Annotated in this window: 11 protein-coding genes, 1 tRNA gene and 2 pseudogenes; 10 read left to right on the top strand and 4 right to left on the bottom strand. The window is 36.9% G+C overall.

Annotated features, from left to right (window positions below; all coding sequences use genetic code 11):
* From F6K54_RS24350 to pbpC, 9 genes and pseudogenes are all read left to right on the top strand, one after another.
* A partial coding sequence (locus F6K54_RS24350) for a hypothetical protein (protein WP_293083090.1) occupies window positions 1-202 on the top strand: 202 nt, incomplete at its 5' end.
* A 154-nt stretch (window positions 203-356) separates the two neighbouring features.
* Window positions 357-1,310: a hypothetical protein gene (locus tag F6K54_RS24345; RefSeq protein WP_293083088.1), complete on the top strand. Its 954-nt coding sequence runs from the start codon at window positions 357-359 to the stop codon at window positions 1,308-1,310.
* Window positions 1,311-1,433: 123 nt separating this feature from the next.
* A complete protein-coding gene (locus tag F6K54_RS24340) occupies window positions 1,434-2,402 on the top strand; it encodes a hypothetical protein (RefSeq protein ID WP_293083084.1) in 969 nt (322 codons plus the stop codon).
* Window positions 2,403-2,696: 294 nt separating this feature from the next.
* Complete coding sequence (locus F6K54_RS24335) at window positions 2,697-5,474, top strand: CHAT domain-containing protein (protein ID WP_293083081.1); 2,778 nt, start codon at window positions 2,697-2,699, stop codon at window positions 5,472-5,474.
* Window positions 5,475-5,500: 26 nt separating this feature from the next.
* Window positions 5,501-5,869: a hypothetical protein gene (locus tag F6K54_RS24330; protein WP_293083078.1), complete on the top strand. Its 369-nt coding sequence runs from the start codon at window positions 5,501-5,503 to the stop codon at window positions 5,867-5,869.
* On the top strand, window positions 5,862-7,274 hold the full coding sequence (locus F6K54_RS24325; RefSeq protein ID WP_293083075.1) for a hypothetical protein: 1,413 nt from the start codon (window positions 5,862-5,864) through the stop codon (window positions 7,272-7,274). The genes F6K54_RS24330 and F6K54_RS24325 overlap by 8 nt, the downstream gene beginning before the upstream one ends.
* Window positions 7,275-7,676: 402 nt before the next feature.
* Window positions 7,677-8,237 carry a Uma2 family endonuclease gene (locus F6K54_RS24320; RefSeq protein ID WP_293083072.1) on the top strand — a complete coding sequence of 187 codons (561 nt, stop codon included), beginning with the start codon at window positions 7,677-7,679 and terminating at the stop codon, window positions 8,235-8,237.
* Window positions 8,238-8,379: 142 nt separating this feature from the next.
* Window positions 8,380-8,719, top strand: a pseudogene (locus F6K54_RS24315) (DUF433 domain-containing protein).
* 650 nt (window positions 8,720-9,369) lie between these two features.
* A complete protein-coding gene (gene pbpC, locus F6K54_RS24310; protein ID WP_293083069.1) occupies window positions 9,370-11,808 on the top strand; it encodes a penicillin-binding protein 1C in 2,439 nt (812 codons plus the stop codon).
* 430 nt (window positions 11,809-12,238) lie between these two features.
* Here the strand turns inward: pbpC and F6K54_RS24305 are convergent, their stop codons facing one another.
* From F6K54_RS24305 to F6K54_RS24290, 4 genes and pseudogenes are all read right to left on the bottom strand, one after another.
* A complete protein-coding gene (locus tag F6K54_RS24305) occupies window positions 12,239-12,421 on the bottom strand; it encodes a hypothetical protein (protein WP_293083066.1) in 183 nt (60 codons plus the stop codon).
* Window positions 12,422-12,604: 183 nt separating this feature from the next.
* A complete protein-coding gene (locus tag F6K54_RS24300) occupies window positions 12,605-13,468 on the bottom strand; it encodes a DUF72 domain-containing protein (protein WP_293083063.1) in 864 nt (287 codons plus the stop codon).
* Window positions 13,469-13,852: 384 nt separating this feature from the next.
* Window positions 13,853-14,584 (bottom strand): annotated as a pseudogene (cpdA, locus tag F6K54_RS24295) (3',5'-cyclic-AMP phosphodiesterase); the annotation flags it as partial.
* A gap of 15 nt (window positions 14,585-14,599) precedes the next feature.
* Window positions 14,600-14,731 carry a hypothetical protein gene (locus F6K54_RS24290; RefSeq protein WP_293083060.1) on the bottom strand — a complete coding sequence of 44 codons (132 nt, stop codon included), beginning with the start codon at window positions 14,729-14,731 and terminating at the stop codon, window positions 14,600-14,602.
* Between the two features lie 640 nt (window positions 14,732-15,371).
* Between F6K54_RS24290 and F6K54_RS24285 the strand changes: the two genes are divergently transcribed.
* A tRNA-Cys gene (locus F6K54_RS24285) sits at window positions 15,372-15,443 on the top strand.
* Window positions 15,444-15,628 lie beyond the last annotated feature (185 nt).

Genomic DNA, 15,628 nt, shown 5'->3' with positions numbered 1-15,628 from the left:
TGTTTGTATTAAAAATAAAGATTATCCTGCTTCTTTGGAATTACATAAAATTTATGTGGCTTTAACTGATGAAGAGGCAGCAAAAGATGGTGATTTAAGAATAGTTGATGAAAGTGGAGAAGATTATCTTTATCCTGCCGATTATTTCGTGATAATTGAATTACCAAAAGTTGTTCAAGATGCTGTTTTAGCTCTTGTTTAATTAAGTTATTATTAGAAGGTGAATAATTATGGATGAACACAATCAATAGGCGATAGTGTGTATGAAGATGTCACTTTTGGAGAAACTCCATAGGTTGGGTTGAGGTTATGAAACCCAAGTATTTCTAGTTGCATAATTATAAGGATAAAGGCCAATGGATAAAAATATCACTCAAGAAAAAGTTAACAAAGTAATAAAAAAGCTCTCTGACAATAAGTATGAGCGTGAAAACCAAATGACAATTGATTCTTTTATAGAAATTTTAAAAGACGAAGGACTGTTGGAAGAACTTGCTAGAACTTCTCTTGATGAGCTTGATAAAGATGGAGGTAAGAATATTCAAGGATCAAAACAGAGAAAGAGCTTAAATGTTCTCTTAAAAATAGGAATTGTCACCACACATTTATGTTTTGCTTTTTTGGGCTATCAAATTGCAGCGTTCCTTGCTTTTAATTTTCCAAATACTGCTGCTAGTTTGCCACAAGGTTTAGCTATTAACGTTAATCCACAAATAGTAACGGATATAAAAGTACAAACAAGTGAATTAGAAAAGGAATTAGAGGATAAAAAGGAAGAAAGCCAAGAAAAAGATGAGAATATTAATAAATTGCAGGAAGAGTTAACAGCTTTAGAAAATCAATTAAAGGTTGAACGAGAAAACATCAGCAAAAAAGATGAGGATATCAATAAATTACAGCAAGAAATAACAAGATTGCAGCAAGAATTAACAGCTTTAAAAAATCAACCTAAAGAGGTTCCAAGTATTCCAGAAGAGACTACCCAAGTAAATTCCTCTCAAGCACGCGCAAATCTCAAGCCTGATAAAGAACGTTATACAGATTTAGAAAACATTTTAGTTAATTTTTCTTTTGAAAATATAGATTATGCTAAGAGTTATAGAATTCAGTTAGTACCTTCTAACACGCCCGTAAGTTATCGTGACAGCCCTAGAAAAACAGTAGGTCAAAATGATAATAGTACTCAATTTACACCTAGAACTTCTGGAAATTATGAAATCCGTGCCTATATAAATACAGGAACACAATGGAAGTTAATAGAAAGAAAAGCTATTGAAGTTACTAAAGTTCCTGAATTCAAAGTAGAGTAAAGCTATTTTATGGATAAAAAAAATTGATTCTTTCCTCCTGTATTTGCCACAAATAATGTAACAAAAAAAGAGTGTATTTGGTAATTCAAACATAATTAAAAAGGGAAATAATTGGTAATTATTATGAGTAAAATTAGCTTTCGTGAAATGTTCTCTGAAACCAAGAGAATAAATCGTATGTTTCCAAAAGGTGAAATATGGAAAATTCATCTTCGTTTGCCTTTTTTTGTGCGTATATGTTACACTCTATGTTACGCAGCATATACTAATAAAATAGATAAAATAGAACCTATTAATAGTACTAAATGGCAAATTGTTGATCAGCTTATAAAAGATAACCTAGACCAAATTGATGATAATTTTTTAAAATTGTTAAAAAGTGGGGCAATAGAGCTTTTTCTGAAAGTCCTAGCACGCTCTCCAAACCAAGCGGAAGTTATAGCAGCGTGTATAGTTGATTTCGGTGGGGTTCTTTGCCTAAGTTCTCACGGCGATAAAGCTAGAAATGTGGAAATTGCTATTGCAGTTTACCGAGCTGCCACGACAGTATTCACACGCGAAGCATATCCTGAGTATTGGGCAAATATCCAAAATGATTTAGGTAACACTTATTGTCATAGGATTCATGGAGAAAAAGCGCAAAATTTGGAAAGTGCAATTAAGTATTATAAAAATGCCTTAGAAGTAAGTATCGGTAAAAATAGGGAAGATTTGGCAATAATTCAACGTCTCTTCAATGAACAAATCCAATCATACTTGAGCTACTGTCAACATGGAACTGCATTACTAGAAAAAGCCATGACAACCATGCAAGGTAGGGTAGACATTGAACAAGCACAGAGCAATGGCGCTTTCCAAAATACTATAGCAATTATCGGTGTAGGTTTAACATCAGCAGCAGTTGGTGCCACAGTTGCTCCATACATAATTGCAGCAGAACCCCAAAAACCTATCTTACCACCATTTTCTTCCAAGCATCCCCATCCCTTTACCCAAGCGCTATTTTTGATTATAGTTTTCTATATTACAGGAATAGTATTCACTCTTATCATTCATAAAATTATCGCTAGAAGACGCATTACAAAGCTTTAAAATTACATCATAACTTATAGAGCAGCGAGCAATCAGCTATGATCTAATTTCCTGAGACCTAGCTGTTGTAGCTTTTGTTATTGGGTTGCCAGATACGCTTTTAATGTTACGGAGCAAAACCCAACCTATAGTATTAAGCAAAAACTCTTATTGCTACATCCGCAATAAAATTGTCAAAGAGAAACTAACTAAAAACTCTTATTTCTTGAACTACTATTTTTGCAGAAATTAAGAGAGAATAACTGAGATTAGCAAATAAAAAACAAGTTTCATAGGAAGCATTTGGTAATTATTATGAGTAAAATTAGCTTTGGTGAAATGTTCTCTGAAACCAAGAGAATAAATGGTATGTTTCCAAAAGGTGAAATATGGAAAATTCATCTTCGTTTGCCTTTTTTTGTGCGTATATGTTACACTCTATGTTACGCAGCATATACTAATAAAATAGATAAAATAGAACCTATTAATAGTACTAAATGGCAAATTGTTGATCAGCTTATAAAAGATAACCTAGACCAAATTGATGATAATTTTTTAAAATTATTAAAAAGTGGGGCAATAGAGCTTTTTCTGAAAGTCCTAGCACGCTCTCCAAACCAGGCGGAAGTTATAGCATTGTGTGTGGCTGATTTCGGCGGGGTTCTTTGCCAAAGTTCTCATGGCGATAAAGCTAGAAATGTGGAAATTGCTATTGCAGCTTACCTAGCTGCCACGACAGTATTGACACGCGAAGCATATCCTAAGTTGTGGAAATTTATCCAAAATAATTTAGGTACTGCCTATCTTTACCGAATTTATGGAGAAAAGGCAGAAAACTTAGAAAGTGCAATTAACTGTTATAAAAATGCCTTAGAAGTATGTGAAGCAAATACGGAAGATTGGGCACAGATAAACATGAGTTTGGGGGGAGCCTACGTTCTGAGACTTCGGGGTAACAAGACAGAAAATGGGCAGCAGGGGATTAATTGTTTATCCAATGCTTTATCAATAATCACACGGGAAAACTTTCCTGTGGAATGGAGCAGAGCTACAGCTAATCTCGGTATTGTTCATCTTGAATTATATCGCATAGAAAATAATGAGAAGAATTGGGAAAAAGCAATTCATTATTTATCTCTTGTATTAAAAGAATGTAGTGCTAATAGCGAAAGATGGGGAGAAGTGCAAATCCTTATAGGTTTTGCATATCTTGTGAATCAAACAGAAGCAAACGCATTAGAATCTATTGCACATTTTGAAAATGCGTCAACAGTTTTTCAGCATGAAAATTATCCTGATAAATGGGCTGTTACGCAAATCAATCTAGGTACTGCTTCTCTTTACTTATATCAGATAAATTCAGAAAAAGAATTGCTATTAAGAGCTAGGCAGTATTTTAATAATGGAGCGAAAATTTTTAAGGGCGAAGCTTTACCAGAACAGTATGCCCTACTTAATACTGGTCTTGGTGCAACATATCAGAAAGAACAACAATTTGAGCAAGCCTTCAATTACTTTCAAAATGCTATTAAAATCCTAACATCTATTCGTGGAGAAATAGTTTATGGCTCCAATCTGCAAGAAGACAAGCAAAAACTAGCTGAAGACTGGAATGCTCTCTATCAAAGCATGGTAGAAGTTTGCTTAAAACTAGATCAAAACATTGCAGCAATAGAATACGTCGAACGCAGCAAAACCCGTAATTTAGTAGAACTGATTCTCACAGACAAAAAAACTATTTCTTCCCCAGAAGTTATTAGCAAACTAGATGAACTTCGAGATGAAATTGCTAGTGGCCAAAAGCAACTCCAAACTGGCGCGTCAATGACACCAAGGGCATTAGTACAAAAACTAGAAAAACTTCGGCAGGAACGTAATGATTTACAAAATCAATACTTATCTGTTGGTTGGGATTTTCAATTTGAGCAATTTCGGTCGAGTCTGGGCGATCGCACTGCTGTTGTTGAGTTTTATATTGCCACCGAGCAGCTACTTGTTTTCATTATTACCAAGCAAACCCAACAACCAATCGTTTTATCACCAGATTTTATAGACCTGAAAAAATTAGAAAACTGGACTAACAGTTACCTGAAAACCTACAATGAAGAAAAATTTGATTGGTGCATGGAGCTAACTGATAACTTAAGTCAACTGGCAAGCATTTTGTGTCTGGATCAAATTATAGAAAAAATTCCTACAGAATGTGACCAGTTAATTCTAGTTCCCCACCGTTTTTTGCATTTACTTCCCCTTCACTCCTTGCCTATTGCTGGAGACTCCAGCCTTTTTGAGAGATTTCCCAAAGGCGTTAGTTATTCCCCTAGTTGCCAGCTTCTGCAACTAACCCAAACTCGACAACGCCCTGAATTTACTAACCTATTTGCTGTTCAAAATCCAACAGAAGACCTTGGCTATGCTGATGTTGAAGTTGAAGCTATCCAAAATTATTTTAATATTAATAATGTTCTTAAACAAAAAGCAGCAACAAAGGAAGCTATCGATCAAATATCCCTTGATATTTTCCACTGCGCCCATTTTAGTTGCCACGGTAAGTTTAACCTTACCCAACCTCGTAAATCTACTCTTGTCTTAGCCAATGCACGTTTGAATTCTGTTGTTCAAGAAAAAGATGAAACTGACTTCGAGAAGTGCATGACTTTGGATGACATTTTTACCTTGAATTTAGAAAAATGTCGTCTTGTTACTTTATCTGCTTGTGAAACTGGGTTAATTGATTTTCGCAATACCAGCGACGAATATATTGGTTTACCCAGTGGGTTTCTTTACGCAGGTGCTGCCAATGTTGTCAGTAGTTTGTGGACAGCGGAAGATGTATCAACAGCAGTTTTAATGATTCGGTTTTATCAAAATCTTCAGTCTGGATCGACTGTTACCATTGCTCTTAACCAAGCACAACTGTGGCTGCGGGATGCTACTACAGCAGAATTGCAAGAGTGGGCAAGTGAATTAAAATTAGAAGGAGTTCAAAGCTATCTCAAAGAAGAAAAGTTTGAACCTAATGAACAGCCTTACCAAGAACCTTATTACTGGGCAGCTTTCTGCGCTATTGGAAAGCATTACTATGAGACTTGATAACCAAAAATCCTTATTTAAAGAAAATGACTACTGAACCTCTGATTCAATTTCTTTCTCGCCTTCTCAAAACTAAACCAGAACAGTTTTCTGCTGATAACCTTGAAGACTTGAAGCAAACCATAGACTCTTGCGAAAATAGTCCACCAGAAAAAGCAGAAGAGATTCTCAGAGATTGGTGCAACAAACAACCAGGTATCAAGAAGGCTCTTAGATTTTGGGAAAGCAGTAATAGAGAGGTAAAAAAAGTCCGGCCTTCCCAGGCAAATGAATCTATGCGCCTTGCTAACAATTTCCCAGAGTTAAGACAAGAGGTTGAGGAAAAACAATCTGAAATAACTAACTCAACGAAATCTGATTCAGCAAAACCTGACCAAAATCAGAACAATGACTAGAAAAGTCTATGCTCCCAATGTCCATTTGTTTGCCTTTCATTTAAAAGAAAGCGATCGCCACAACCAACTCTGGGACAAATACAATACCATTCTGTCTCAAAAATTTGGCCTTACCAAACCCCTAGAAATTGAAGAGCAAATAGGATATAGGGTTGACTTGCTCAAAGACAAAACAGAAGATGATGTGGCTCTCCACTTTGAGAGTAAAGTCTTCCTAGATGAGACTCTTCTCCCAATTACCGGACTTGCCACTCCCATCCGCATTCACGATACCTACACCCTTGCTCTCAACATTCGTCGTCCCGAATTGGACGAAAATGGGAAAAAAACAAACCCCCTAAACCCAAACTTTCTGGAACTCCTTAACCCTTCAGGGTGCTTAATGCCCACTGAAATAGGGAGTTCCCTTGGTCAAACCTTACTCCTAACAGTTTGGTACACAGAAGAAAAACAGTGGTTGCCGTGGAAATCTTTACAAAATCGCCAAAAACTTAGGGAACTAGCAGACAATTGTTTGAGAGAATTTATTCCCAATGAATATTCTTGCCCTGACTTTTACCGAGAAGGTCAACTATTTGGCAGTCCTATTTTTGAATACGGCGTTCCCACTCAAGGAAAAGACTACTGCCATGTACTGGTTTGGATATTCTGTGAAACTGACACCGACAAGAAATTTATCAACCATTATTCATCTTTCGTTAATCTATTTTGTTATAAAAACAAAGCCGTCACAGCTTACAAACTCAGTCGTAAAGTTCATGATGTGCTTCGCGAGGAGTATCTAGCTATTGAACCCTATATTCAGGAAATTTTTCAGGGAATGCCAGTTGATAAAAACCTAACTCAAAAGGAATTAAATCAATTCAAAACATACTTAAAAGACATTCCCCAAAAATATTTATCATATAATCAATTAACTCGTGACTTAGACAACTATCGTCTAACCATTGACATCAACGCCCAAAACTATAAACGAGAAATCAACGATATTCAAAGTCAGCTTCCAGGGGAAAATCTAAGTTTCCTTTCTCAATTTTTTGACGAAGACTGTCGCTTGTTCAGGGAACAACTCCAATCGGACTTAGGCTACTTTCAGCATGGAGCAACATTACTAGAAAAGGCAATGACTGCTATTCAGGGAAGAGTAAACATAGAACAAGCTCAGAGCGATCGCTCTTTCCAAAATACTATAGCAATTATGGGTGTAGGTTTAACATCAACAGGAATTGGTGCTAGTGTTGCTCGATATATAGTTGCAGCAGATCCCGGAAAACCTATCTTACCACCGTTTTCCTCTAACCATCTCCATCCCTTGACTCAAGCACTATTTTTAAGTTTAGTTTTTGGTATTACAGGAGCAGCATTCACCGTTATGATTCAGATTCTGAAAAGGAGAATTGGCTGAATGAAGAAGTATTAACTGTACTTTGTAGTATCTGAATGATTGGCAGGACTTAAGCACTGACAATAGATATAGGGTTTTGGTGTGTTACGCTAGCGCTTTTTCCTACGGAATGCTCTGCAAACATGTCGGCTCTTAGCCGTTTAGCGGAGCTTTGCGCTAGCAAAACACACCCTAAAAATAGCTAAATATTAAGTTGTTTATTTATGGCTTTAACTTCTTTTATATAACACCATTTATCAAAAATAAATAGCCTACCAATTAACTTATGAAAAATGATTAAATATAGGTAAAAAACATCAAAGTAATACCAATTTCAAAAAATATTGTTACAATGAAATAAGTACAAAATAATTAAGCGCTCGCGCTCAAAGTTGTTGTACTCATTAAACCTTCTCCAAAACCATGATTGCTAACCAAAACACAAATTATATTCCTCCTGAAGAATATCTCACAGAAGAAGAACTCAGTCCCGTCAAACACGAATATATTGATGGACAAGTATACGCAATGGCAGGTGCTAGTGATGCCCATGTCACTATTTCTCTCAACCTAGCTTCAGCATTAAGAAATTATCTGCGAGGCAGTGGTTGTCGAGTCTATATGTCGGACATGAAAGCTCATATAGAAACCACTAATACATTCTACTATCCGGACGTTATGGTAACTTGCGACACCAGAGATAAAGCCTTGCCAAATCATAAAAAATATCCTTGTTTAATAGTAGAAGTTTTATCCGAAAGTACGGAAGCTTTTGACAGAGGTGATAAATTTGCCAACTATCAGCAATTACCAACCTTGCAAGAATACGTTTTAATTAACCAAAAACGCCAACGTGTAGAATGCTTTCGTCGTAATGCTGAAGGTCTTTGGGTATTGCACGCTTACACTCAAGGCAGTGAAATTCACCTGGCAAGCATTGACTTTCGGACTAGCATTGATAATTTGTATGAAGATGTCACTTGAAGGTAGGATTCATTAGCTGAAGCTAATACAGAAGATGTAGGGTGTGTTTAAGCGAAGCGTAACGCACCAAAAAATTTATTGTGATTTATGACAACGGGAGCAGGATGCTCCCACTGACCAATTTATTGAGAACTAGATTAAGATGAAATTAAAAGATTTAGAATCCCAACTTTTGGCATTAACTCCAGCAGAAAAATTTCAAGCTATTCAACTTTTAACTCAAAGTTTAGCTAGTAATTGGTCTGGTATTGAAAAAACTCCCGGTGTTTGTGGTGGTGATGCCTGTATTGCTAGTACTCGCATTCCTGTGTGGGTATTAGTTAATGCTCGTCGTTTGGGTGTTTTGTGAGTCGGAATTGCTGCAAGACTATCCCAGTCTTCGGGTTACTGATATTGCTAATGCTTGGGTTTATGCTGAAGCTAATACAGAAGAAATCGAATGCGCTATCAAAGAAAATGAGGAAGCTAGAGCTAGACAATGATTTTGGCAAGGATGTACGGATTTATTGTTGCCTTCTTCTGTGTATCTATCTAAAAAATTCTTGTCTGCTCTGAATACAAAAACTGGGGGTAGTGGACTTATATCATGTCCGGTTGAATACTTATAATTAAGATATAGGGGAGTGGGGGAGTGGGGGAGTAGGGGAGTAGGGGAGTAGGGAAAATAGAAAGATTTATTGTTGAAGCACTCATGATAAGTTTTTTCATCACTAATTATCCGGACATGATATTACACAACTTAAATGGTGCAATAGGCGTAGGTTGGGTTGAGGAACCGTTAGCGGAGCTTATCCGTTAGGATAAACCCAACAAAAGCTTGCTAATGTTGGGTTTCGCTGCCGTTCAACCCAACCTACATTTTTAGGTGTGTCATCTACTACAAATTTTGCTTTTTTCAAATTGGTATGATCTGAAAAGCACCGATCATAAAACTTGTTATATCATGTCCGGATAATTAGTGATAAAAAAACTTTCTCCTTCAACTCCAGTTCTTCTTCTTTCTTCCCTCTTTTCTCCTGACTCCTGAGTTCTGACTCCTGACTCCTCCGTAGTTATTTATTTATCACTGTTCAACCGGACATGATATTATGATAAAAATTCCTAAACATATATCAAAAAATATTAAACAAAAATGGCAGCACACCAAACCCAAGTAAAACTGATTCTGAGCTTTGTACTATTGTGCCTAACTGCGCGATCGCTCCCTATGTTTGCCCCCATTCGCCCTCAAGACATAGCTCAAAACCAACAAACCCTAGAATTTATCGACCGCAACGGTTTGCCACTCGGAACCATCCTCACCCGCGACCAAGAAAATACTGTAGTCGTCCCCCTAGATAAAATCTCACCTCTATTTATCAACGCCATCATCGCAGCAGAAGACAAAAGATATTATCAACATGGCGCTCTAGACATCAAAGCAATAGGGCGATCGCTCCTCGAAGCTATCCAAGCAAAACAAATAGTCAGTGGAGCTTCCACTATCACCATGCAACTTGCCCGAATGTTGGAACCCACACCACGCACCTTCGGCAATAAAGTTCGGGAAATTTGGCTATCTTGGCGCATCACAGCAGGTATGAACAAAAATCAAATCCTGCAAGCATATATCAACCGCTTACCCATGGGAGGAAACATCTATGGCGTAGAAGCAGCATCCCGTGCTTATTTTGGCATCTCAGCTACAGATCTCAACCTCGCCCAAGCTACTATTCTAGCTGCCTTACCAAATGACCCCACTGATCTCAACCCTTACTATAATTGGAGTCTCCTCAAAAAACGCCAAATTTACATTCTGAAGCGCATGGTTGAAGACAATTATATTACCAGTGCTGAAGCTGAAAAAGTACTTGCGGAAAAAATCACTCTACAACCAAAAAATCAAGGTATTATTGCTGCGCCACACTTTCTATTTTGGTTATCTCAAAATCAATCTACTGCCATAAATAAAAATTTATCTACAACAACTACTCCTACAGTTATTCGTACTACTATTGACCGACCTTTACAACAATTTGTTACTACCCAAGTCCAACAAGTAATTCAAAATCTTACCCCTTATAATGTGCATCATGCTGCTGCAATTGTAATTAATAATCAGACTGGAGAAGTATTAGCTTATGTAGGTTCTCCAGATTATTTTAATACTCAAAAAATGGGTAGTAATGATGGAGTACAAGCACTACGTCAACCTGGTTCAACTTTGAAGCCTTTTTTATATCAATTAGCATTAGAAAATCAAGTAATTAATCCCAATACTATTTTGCCAGACGTACCGACATATTATGCAATTCCTGGAGCCAAACTTTATAGCCCTACTAACTATAATCAAGATAGATTTTTAGGACCTGTTATTGTCAGAGTTGCTTTAGCAAATTCTCTGAACATTCCGGCAGTACGAGTATTAGAAAAAGTGGGAGTAGAGGAATTTTTAAACCGTCTACATCAATTAGGTTTTAAACATTTACAAGCCTCACCAGAACATTATGGTTTAGGCTTAAGTTTAGGCAGTGGAGAAGTCAGTTTATGGGAGTTGGCAAAAGCTTATTTAATTATGGCAAGACAAGGAGAAATTATTCCTGTTGTTACAAGGGAAAGGTGGGAGGCAGAAGGAAGAAGGCAGAAAGAATCCCCCCTACCTCCCTTTGAAAGGGGGGAAAGGCAGAATTATTTGGAAAAAATAACTTTTTTTCAAGATAGAATGAGAGAAGATTATTTACAGACAAAAAACAAAAATCTACCTCTACTACCTAAAGCAAAATCTGAATGGATGTTAATTGCAAATATGTTAAGCGATACTCATGCAAGAGCAGCAGAATTTGGAGTTAATTCAGCTTTAAATTTGCCATTTCCAGCAGCAGTAAAAACTGGTACTTCCTCAGATTTTCGTGATACTTGGACAGTAGGTTTTACTAATGATTATACTGTGGCAGTTTGGGTGGGTAATTTTAGTGGAGAATCTATGGTGCAAATATCAGGAGTAATGGGTGCTGCGCCTTTATGGAATAGGATTATGTTACATTTGCACGAAAAGAAGGAACCGACAGCTTTTCCACCACCAAAAAATATGGTTCAACGCCCAGTTTGTACAATTTCTGGGTTGCGTCCGAAATCGGATTGTCCGTCGGTAATAACGGAGTATTTTTATCCAGAAAAATTGGCAGAATATGAGCATTTATCCGATAATTATTCGGTAGGAAATTTGTCTGATGAATATAATGAATGGTTGGCAAAACAGAGTAAATCTAGTTTGGTTTCTGGTGAGTTAAAAATTTTGTTTCCTCAAGAAGATGATTATTTTTTAATGGATGATGTCGGAGGAGAGAAAAAATTAGAATTTAAGTTGGCAAATTCACGGGAAAATTCTGTGGAATGGTGGTTGAATGGAGAGAAATTAGCTGTTAATTCTGATAATTCTTTATTTTGGAAATTATCTCCCGGTAAATGGACTTTAGAAGTGCGTTCAGCAGATATTATAGACAGAGTGAATTTTGAAGTTAAATTGCCGAATAAGTCTCCTTATAATGGGTTTTCTATTCGTGCATCTTTTGAAGAAGAGAGTAGGGAATAATGAATAATTAATAATGAATAATTAATAATTAATAATTAATAATTGATAATTATATCATGTTCGGATGATTATTTATAAAAAACCTCTTCACTTCAAACTTTGCTCTCTTACTGAAGAAAACTTTGACAGTAACTTTTTATTCAAACTCAGTTTCAAAGGTTGCTTTTACCTTTCCCAAAATTAATAGTTGATAGCTAATAACTGATGGCTGTTTGCGCAGCATTCCGGAGGAAATGTTTACGAGAGTAGGGAGAATAGGTAGAGTTATTTGGGCTGAAAAAGAGATATTTTTTGACCTTTAATTAAACAAAAATCATATACAGCAGATTCCATTTTAGTAAACCCGTCGCGGGCAAGATGCCCGCACTTGTATTCATTTAATTGTTAATCTCTGTACTTCATAATTTATTGTTATATCAAGTTGCACTTATTAACCACAATATAAAAAGATGAAAAAGATGGCATACTCCTTAAGAGTCATCTTAAGATGACTTAAATTATTAGCCAAGGATTGAAATCCTTGGCGAGTCATGTCATCTTGGCGAGTTATGTCATCTTGGCGAGTCATGTCATCCGCCAAGAAATAAATTTCTTGGCTCACAGCAGAAGTCATCTAAAGATGACTAAAAATAGTTAATTAATTATTCTTATGTTTACTTCTCCTCTACTCCCCAGAACTAATTCTTTGTCGTCGCCTGAATATTTACAACCCTATATTTTTTTAGATCCTGTGCTTCTCACACTCCTCACACTCCCCACACTCCCCCGCTCAAGAATCAACAACTCTCAGAAAAAATCACCATAAACTTAACTGAGTAGGTGACTGATTAAGTAAATTCCAAGGCAGGGATGGAATAGGAATTTTTGCTGTTTCTAATAACTGTTGAAAATGACGTGCTGTAGCAGGCGATCGCTCTTCTTCAGGACAATGAATAAAAAAGTAAATTGTTATATCTTGGCGCAACCATTGCTCAATTTGAGTTACCCATTCTGTAAAGAAAATTTGATTTACCGACAACTGAGGATGAGAAATAAATCTCACAATGGTAAATGGAGCAGTCACCTTAAACTGTAAAGGTAAATTAGGTTTACGGTTTGGGGACCGCAACTGGGGGTTATCTTTACCAGTGTAGACAGGACGCGAGTCTAGCAAGACTTTCCCTACACCCAGTTGTTTGAGAAGACTATTTAACTTTTGAGCTTGAGACTCTTCAAACCAGTCAGGATGGCGAACTTCCAAAGCTAAAGGCATCCGGTTTCGTGGCCAAGCTTGCAAAAATTCTGCGAGGTCATCAAATGAAGAGGGGCCGTAACTCGGTGGTAACTGAGCAAAAAATACACCAAGGCGATCGCTCAAAGGTTGCATCTGTTTGAGAAAGTCTAAAGCATTTGGGATAAAAGGTTTTAATAATCCATTATGAGTTATATTGCGCGGTAGTTTTAGACAAAATTGAAATCCAGGAGGCGTTTGTATTGCCCATTTCGTCACAGTCTCTGGTTTAGGAGTAGCATAAAATGTAGTATTACCTTCAACAGTAGTGAAACGGCGGCTGTAGAGATAGAGAAACTCAGAAGGAGGACTTTTGGCAGGATAAAACTCTCCCACCCAAGGTTTATATGCCCAAACAGCGCAGCCAAGAAAGAATTTTTTTCTAGTCATTTGAAGAAGGTTTTAGGTAAGCATTTCCTACGGAATGCTGCGCAAACAGCTATCAGCTATCAGCCATCAGCTATCAGCCAGCCTCCTACGGAGGAACTGCGTTAACAGCTATTGTTTTTAGTTTGAGATAAAAGCTTTACTAATTTAGAGGATATCTGAAAAGTTTTTTGATACTGAATTTTGCCCCCCGAGCAAGCTAACTTTGGAGGGAACAAGAGTCAATTTGCTTGCTCTAGTCCCCCAAAATTGGGGGATGCGCGGGGGCTTGGATGTAGCAAATGGGACTTCTCAGACAACCTCTTATCAGAATTAGGCATTGCTGGTTTATAGGGAAAAGGAGAGCTAATTATTAATTATTAATTATTAATTATTAATTATTAATTATTAATTATATCCCCGAGCTGCCATATCACATTCATAAATATAGTCAATCCTTTCAATTTTGGTAGTATGATTTCCATCAGGATATAAAGTAACTAATCGTAATCCAGGTGGTTGTTTATCTAGAAAAAAATTAGGATTTTCTGGTTCAAATTGAATACAAGTAGAAGGAGTTGATAAATAATGAATACCATTTATTTCTTTGGCAAATTCTTGATGAATATGACCAGACAAAACAATTTTTACCTGTGGATAACGATTAATTATATTTAAGAAATTTTCTGGGTTATGCAGAAGAATTTTATCCATCCACTCGGAATTAATTTTTACAGGAGGATGATGCAAAGCAATTAAAACTGGCTTATTTCCAGTCATTTTAATATTATATTCTAACCACTCTAAACTTTCTGGAGAAATTTCACCATAAACAAGTCCAGGCACATTAGTATTTAGTAAAAAAAAGTTCCATCCACCCATTTCAAAAGATTTTGTCGCAGAAATAGGAGCAGAATTTAATACCCGTTCCATTGCTGGTAAATTATCGTGGTTTCCTGCTATCCAGTAAGTAGGAATGCCCAGAGGACTCAGTAGAGATGCTAAACGTTGATATGATTCAGAAGTTTCATCTTGAGAAAGGTCTCCGGTAAGTATTAGTACATCTGGTTGGGTTTGTAACTGTTTGAGTTTTTCCAAGACTTTCACAAAGGAGCTTTCCGTGGGAATTCCATACATTGTTCCGTTCTTAGAAACCTACGATAATCTATAGAAATCTATGATTATCTGTTCTATTCCTGCTTCCCACTCGGTAACGTCGGCGTTATCCAGTCCACAGACTGTCACGGACGAATTGCCCGCCATAGCTAAATTTAACGCTGCATTCAAATAATGTTCCTAGTTAACCATAGTCCCCAATTATAGGCATGGCGAGCTACAAAGCGCGTGTTTGGCCAGCAATGTTTTTTGCTGGTTATTCGGATGTAGTTCAGTATGATATCCAAGTAGCATAAACAGATAATCCCAGATTTTGATAGATAATACCAGATTTTAGCCAACAGTTACAAGCCCTGAATAGGATCTGCAAATAGATGGGTATCGGTGATTTGAGCAACAAGTAAAGGAGTTTGGGAAATCATTGTTACTGAGGAAATTTTTGTGATGAGTAATATAAAGGAAGAAGGAAGAACCAAGAACCAAGAGGGAAAAATTTTACGTTGTCTAAGTTTGAAGCTTTTTATCAAAATAATTGGAGCGCGCAACCCCACTTTTTAAGGCGAAATATTTTTGGAACCTTGTTCAAATCCCTGTTACAAAAATAACTTCTGACTTTTGACTTGTGACTTCTAACTTCGTTAACTGCCCTAACCTTTCCTTCAACTTCTATAAGAGCGTTAAACCTTTAAAGTAACTTAAAATATTAGTCCACAGTGCAATTCAAAACATCAGTTTAAGTGATATAGATCACATATATCCGTACACTTGCCATATATTTGTGGATGGTGTATGATAATAAAAGTATGGTAATGGCGGCATGGCCAAGCGGTAAGGCAAGGGTCTGCAAAATCCTTATTCCCCAGTTCGAATCTGGGTGCCGCCTTTTCATAGAGTTCTTCATTTCTTGCCTCTGGCTTCAGCCGGAGGTACTGATAATTGATATAGGACTACAAGAATTGGTTAGGACATTTTTCAATCCTAAAATCCTTTTACAGTTCCCTGTTCCCTGTTCCCTGTTCCCTGTTCCCTGTTCCCTGTTCCCTATTACCTAGGGAGTAGCGCTATAAC

The organism is Okeania sp. SIO3B5, from assembly GCF_010692555.1.
Lineage (GTDB): Bacteria > Cyanobacteriota > Cyanobacteriia > Cyanobacteriales > Microcoleaceae > Okeania.
This window is presented reverse-complemented; position numbering and strand designations above follow the sequence as displayed.